3 protein-coding genes are annotated in these 6,231 nt (G+C 38.8%); 1 reads left to right on the top strand and 2 read right to left on the bottom strand.

Features of this window, described 5'->3' with window-relative positions:
- Nucleotides 1–975: 975 nt before the first annotated feature.
- Both QUA45_RS27405 and QUA45_RS27400 read right to left on the bottom strand, forming a co-directional pair.
- Nucleotides 976–2,850, bottom strand: a complete 1,875-nt coding sequence (locus QUA45_RS27405; RefSeq protein WP_333223015.1) for a polysaccharide biosynthesis tyrosine autokinase — start codon at nucleotides 2,848–2,850, stop codon at nucleotides 976–978.
- A gap of 378 nt (nucleotides 2,851–3,228) precedes the next feature.
- Entirely contained in the window at nucleotides 3,229–4,659 is a 1,431-nt protein-coding gene (locus QUA45_RS27400; RefSeq protein ID WP_333223013.1) for an SLBB domain-containing protein, read from the bottom strand.
- Nucleotides 4,660–4,692: 33 nt separating this feature from the next.
- On the opposite strand from QUA45_RS27400, the gene QUA45_RS27395 reads away from it, so the two are divergent.
- A complete protein-coding gene (locus tag QUA45_RS27395) occupies nucleotides 4,693–6,048 on the top strand; it encodes an O-antigen ligase family protein (protein WP_333223011.1) in 1,356 nt (451 codons plus the stop codon).
- The last annotated feature ends 183 nt before the right edge of the window (nucleotides 6,049–6,231 follow it).

Here is a 6,231-nt window from a genome sequence, read left to right as displayed (position 1 = left end):
AGGAAGCATTTTAACTATTATGGGGGTTGTTGAGAACCGTCGCCCATTTTTTTTGACCACAAAACGTCTCAAACCGCCATACGTAAGGCTTTTGACGGGGTTGTCACCCCGTCAGTTCTTGCTGTTTTGTGACTTTAACTCCAGGCAAATAAAAGCTCGTACCTGGTACTAAACCACACTCGCTCAACCGCTTAAATTCCTTTCCTTGTTCTTGAATATATCGTCCCTGTTTTATTCTTAAAACAAACTTGATATTCTTTTCACACAGCCAAATTGCCAGCTTAACACTCCCAAATTTACGCATCTCCTAAAAGCACAAATTTATATTTTTTTAGCAGACCAAGAATAGGGGAGATTAAGCTTTGTTATTCTCGGAGGTTGCTACAGCCTCGCTTGGCCAATATCTCCCAGTACAATGCTAAAGGTCTCTTGTCCCAAATCAGGCTAATCATAGACACATTTTTATCTCGCCACTGCGTTCTATCAATGGCGACCTTCAACTCTTGTTTCTTTTTAAATTGAGTGAACCAAATATATTTAATCAGAGGAAACCAAAGCTTTTCTATATTGAGTTACGTCCGCTTAAGGAATCGTTGAATAGAACGTCGTCTACTCTCAAACATGATGGGGTATGGCATCAATGTTGCCAATAACTCAATACTTACTTGTTTATGGGTTTGGAGCAGAAAAACTAAAATTGTCAGAGTCAAGTATTCGGCGTTTTTGAGCTGCCGTTGCAAACAAATTTAGTAAAATAGAGGTAACATTTTTAACTGATGGGGCTTCTGAACAATACTGACCCCATCTTTTTTTACCATAAATCGGTCAAAACCCCGTCAGCTAGGGCTTTTGAGGGTGTTGTCACCCCGTCAGAATTCCGATGCCACCGCAAAAGATATTAATACCTATCGCCAATTAAAAATTCAAAATAGTCTTACTTCTTCTGTTGGCTACCTAACTCAATTTTAGCGTTCGTTATTTAACCCCATTAGCTACTACTCCCAATACTTTAAAATCGCCTACATTTAGTTGTTCTAAAGCTGTGTTTACCAGACCGCGATCTGTTTTTTCTAGTTTTACTATCAGCACTGTACCATCAGTTTGAGAAGCGAGTAAATGACCGTCTGCTAAACCTATTAAAGGTGGGGTATCGTAAATGACTAAATCAAATAAGGCTAGGAATTGTTCCATTAAATAGTGCATCTTTCTCGAAGACAGTAATTTAATTGGATCGGGGGGAATAGTACCCGCAGTGAGGACAAAAAGATTGTCATCGTCGGGTAATCGCTGAATAGCCTCATTCAAACTTAAATCCGAACTTAAAACATTACTTAAACCTTTAATATTTGATAAGCTAAGGTATGTGTGCAGTTGAGGTAAACGCATATTAGCATCCACTAACAATACTCGTTTACCAACCGCAGAAGCAGTTTTAGCTAAATACAGTGCTACAGTTGACTTACCCTCACCTTTAACGGTCGAAGTGATGGTTAAAGAACTAATTGGGTGTTCCGCATTTAATAATTGAATATTTGTGTATAAGTAGTGAAATGCTTCGATCACAGGAAAATCTTTGTAATTTGAAACTATTATTCGTTTTAAGCTTGCACTCTTAGTATTTGAACTTACGCTAGTGAATTGAGCGGGAACCCTTTCACCTCTACGAGATTTAATTCTCATCGCTTTGGCGATCGGAATGACTCCCAAAAGAGGGCGTTTAGTTGCTGATTTAATTTCTTCTGGAGTATGGAAAACAGTATTTAAAACTTCTACTAGGAAACCTATAGCAATGCCTAGTAAAGTGCTAATAACGAGTGCGATCGCTAGGTGACGGCGGGTTTGTTTTTGTGTAACTGGGTTAAGCTCACCATTTTCGTTTGTGACTAACTGTGGTTTAGATATAATTTGCCAATATCCATCAATTTGACCCGCATCTAGTTGTAAAGTTTTTTGTTTTTCCATGAACATTTTGAGAGTATCTTTAGCTAGTTCTAGTTTTAATTGTATGTCATCATAGCGATGTTGAGCTTGGGGCATTTGAGTGATTTTTGCTTGCAGTAAATTTTGGTTATTAATTATCAATCGCTCGCGAGCTTCCAACTGTTTTAGTTGTGACTGCATCTGCAAAAGGACACTATCAGCTTCTTTTTTCATCAAATAACGCAAACTTTGCTGCTTTTCCCGCAAAGATTGAATGGGAAGGCTATTTTCATAAAATTGAGTAGAGCTTAAAGCTAATTGCGACTCTATTTCATTTACTTTGCTAATTAAATTTTCATAAGATTTGGGGCTAATATCAACAATCCAACGATTATCGCCTGTTAACGCTCTTTTTTTGTAGCTTTCATATTGAAGCCTACTTTCTACCAGTTGTCCTTGCACTTCTAGGCGACGATTAGTTAAAATATCTAGCTGATCTGATAGGCTGCGGCTGCGTAGTTCTGGTTGGTTAAAGTTATACTGAATCCTTAATATTTGTAATTCTTGTTGCAATTTATCTACTCTCTGCTGGAGGAGTGGCATTTGTCGAGCGATAAAATCACTACTTTGTTTGCTAACTTTTAAACGCTCTTTGCCCATATATTCTAGGTAATATTTGGCAGTTTCATCCAGCACATATTTGATGCGTTTGGGGTCTCGATCGCGGTAGCTAATATCTAGAAGTTTAGTACCACCCTGCTTCCCATCTCGCAAGAAAGTAATACGTTGGATACTCAAGCGGTTATTGAGATTTTTATAGTCAAAATTTGGATATTTTGTTTGCAACTTATTAACTAACGGTAATAAAACTTCTGGGCTTTTTAAAACCCGCGATAAACTTTGATAATCCACCGAAGAACCTTCTTCCACTGATGATTTAATTTTGTTCAAGTCTGTGATGCCTAAACTGTTATTTTGAGATTGGACTAAGAGCTTTGATAGCCGATCGTCAGCGGTAATGGGTTCTGTTAAAACTGTGAATTTTCCTTCATACTCAGTAATAGATTGTTTGGCAGCCCTGAGCACGAAAGTACCGCTTAAAGTAGCTATGCTGGCAGCTACTATCCCCATCACTAGAAGGCGACGTTTGAGGACAGCCAGTACCCAATTCATATCAAGAACTTGGTCATCCTCTGCTGGGGTACTAGCTAGGTAATTAGCGGAGGGAACAGAAAAATATTGACCATTAAGATCGTTCTTGAGGGAAGACAACTGTTTTTTATCCATAGCAAAAATGTTATTTAATTCCTAATTTCCGAATAGTCTGAGTAGCTCTATGAGTCGGGTGGGAACGAGAATTCCACCAATAATATTACTAACTGGTGAGAGAACAGTGTTAATGTTATCTACCAAGAGAGCAGTCTTCGAACGTGCCACTATAATTATGTCATTATCTTGAATCAGTGGGTTATTTTGAGCGTCGATTCCTTGATTCAAATTAATTGATACTTGAGATCTCGATATAGTGCCATTAGGATTCAGCCTAATCAGTTCCACATATCTAGAGTTAGCGCGATTTGATCTGAAACCCCCCGCACTCATAATTGCTTGATTTAAGGTAGTATTAGGAGGTAATTTGAGTCCACCCGGAGTATTGACTTCTCCGATAACACTTACTTGCACAGTCCCCGGAGCAAAGCTAGCAGTAGCTAGAACAGAAACTTCTCCAGGGTCGATCGCCGTCGCTGTCGGCACAAAGATGATATCCCCTTCTTGTAGTATAGTATCTTGAGAGGTATCTTGTTCTTGCAAATATTGCCAGAGGTTAATAGTTCTAATTTGTTGTTTGCCACTTCTAGTATAACGTTGGAGTTGGATTTGGCGAATATCGGCGATTGATGTGATTCCACCAGCTAGTTGTAGAGCCCGAATAATTGTCGGCTGTCCGTTAGCTCTTTGACCATTTTGGGTATCACCACCAATGGCTACATATCTACCGGGACGCTTCACCTCTCCGAATACAGAGACAGTACGGGGTTGCTCTGCAGGTATAGAAAAATTAGATTCACTAAGTTGATTTGTTTCTACTAAGTTAATTGTTTCTTGAGAGGGAACCAATATTTGATCTCCATCTCGCAACGTGATATCTTGGCTGGTCTGACCAGTTTGTAAATAATCCCACAGATTATAAGTGATAGTTATTTCTTTGTTAGCCGTGAGCCGACGCCGCACAATTACTCGTCGAATATCAGCGCTAGCTCGAATACCCCCAGCTTTTTCTAAAGCTTGAGGAAGCGTGGGAAACTGAATTGATGGTCTAGTTCCACCTCCATTAGCTAGGGGTAATAAGTAGGAGCCGGGCCGACTTATTTCACCCGATAACCAAATATTAAGCGGGCGGGCAGCTTGTAAGCTGATGGTAACTAAAGGTCTTTTTACGACCTGACCATAAGCTCTAGCGATAACTTGGGCTGCCTGTTCTAAAGTCAATCCTTGAAGGGAAACACTACCAATAATCGGGATTTGAATAGCGCCCCCAGCGGGAATTTGATACTCCCCACTAAGCTGGGGCAGATCGTAGATATCAATTCTAATATTGTCTCCACCCCCTAGATAGTAGTCAGTATTAATACTTGTTGCGGAGGCTGGCGACTGAGCGAAGTTAGTTTGAGGGTAGGAGAGAGTGAGTACCAGCGCCAGCAGTGGCAATTGTAAAGCAGGGAGAGTAAGCCATTTCATAGGTAATAAAAAAATTATGATAGAGGTAAAGCCATGAAAGATGTTTTAAGGGTGCCGATGTTTGCGTTGATGCTATTGTGTTTAACGCTTATCGTTTTTGTAACTATTTATATTTTAGCCGCACGCCATCCGAAATTGGCTGCCACATTAGAAAAGATTTTTGTGGGGATACTTTTTTTTACCATGACTGGTGGGTCAGGTATCACGGCCATGCCATTTACCAAACTCCATCCTAACGTTTTCTACAACTTAGAAACTACACCCCCAACAATGATTGCTCAAATTGCGATTTATGGGGCAATGATATTAATGATTTTTCCCCGCTTAACTAAAACTACCCAAAAAACAGTTTCTATCTGCATAAAATGGATAGCAGGGGACATTTTTTTAGGATTATTTTTATTGATCATGACTTTATCGGGATTGTGGTCACAAACTCCTGAAATTACTTTCCGGGCTATTTTTGCTATGTGGGGAGTAACCCTGGTTTCTATTTATGTAGGGAAAGTGTATAGTTGGTTAGAAATTTATAGATTATTGAGATGGTTAACTGGTTTATTAGCTTTATGGGGAGTTGTGAAAACAAATGCAGCAGCGGACGGTTGTTGGACAGGAGTTTTAGGTCATAAAAACCCTTTTTCTTTTCAAATGGCTAATACAGCTTCTTTATGGATTTTATATGCTTTTAAGGAGCATAAGTATCGATATCTCTCATTATTTATCGTTTTAATTGCTTTAGTAGGATTGCAAAAAGGTTGTAGTGGTGCTAGTCGGATTTTGACAGTGGTATTAATCAGTTTGTGGAGTTATTTAGCCCTCTTAAAAAGATTACCTGTAAAATGGGCTTTTCTCTGCTTTATCTTGTTTTTAATCGGTAGTATAGGTATAAGTATTTTGGTTTTAAATAATTTAGAGGCTATTATTGTGGATGGTTTGAAAAAAGATATGACTTTAACCGGTAGAACCGATTTTTGGCCTTTAATTATTGATCGAATTAATCAAAATCATCCCATATTTGGTTATGGGATGCAAGGATTTTGGCAGTCTTGGCGTGGCTTGGAAAATCCCGCTTACGGCATTGTAGTAGTTAAAACTGGTTTTGTGCCACCCCACTCTCACAATGGTTTTCTTGATATACTTTGCGAACTGGGTTGGGCCGGATTATTGTTGTTTATTGGGTCATTTTTTAATAATATATTTAGAGGGATCAAGTACCTAGTTAAAGGAAATTTTCCAGAGTCAGGTTTGCCTTTGTATTTATTAACATTTATGCTAATGACTAATTTGACGGAGGGGGGATTATTTGGGGTTGGTACTTATTGGTGTTGGTATGTAGTTTTATCGGTCAAATTGAGCTTAGATAAAACAGCTAAGGATAATCCACAATGATGATGTCAGCCTTTGGTGAGGTCTATTAGGAAAATCTTTAAACAGAATAGTCATATACCGGACTTCTTAAAGAAGTTGGGCGTTTAAAATTGATTGCGTTTTACGGTTAATGACTGTAGTTTAGACTAAAAAATGAGTGCAGCTAAAAGTAGTCGCCTTTTAACAGAAGGCAAGATGTTGCTC

The sequence above is a fragment of the Microcoleus sp. Pol12A5 genome, from assembly GCF_036701435.1.
Taxonomy (GTDB): domain Bacteria; phylum Cyanobacteriota; class Cyanobacteriia; order Cyanobacteriales; family Microcoleaceae; genus Microcoleus.
The sequence above is the reverse complement of the archived record's forward strand: the minus strand, read 5'-3'. Positions and strand labels throughout refer to the sequence as shown.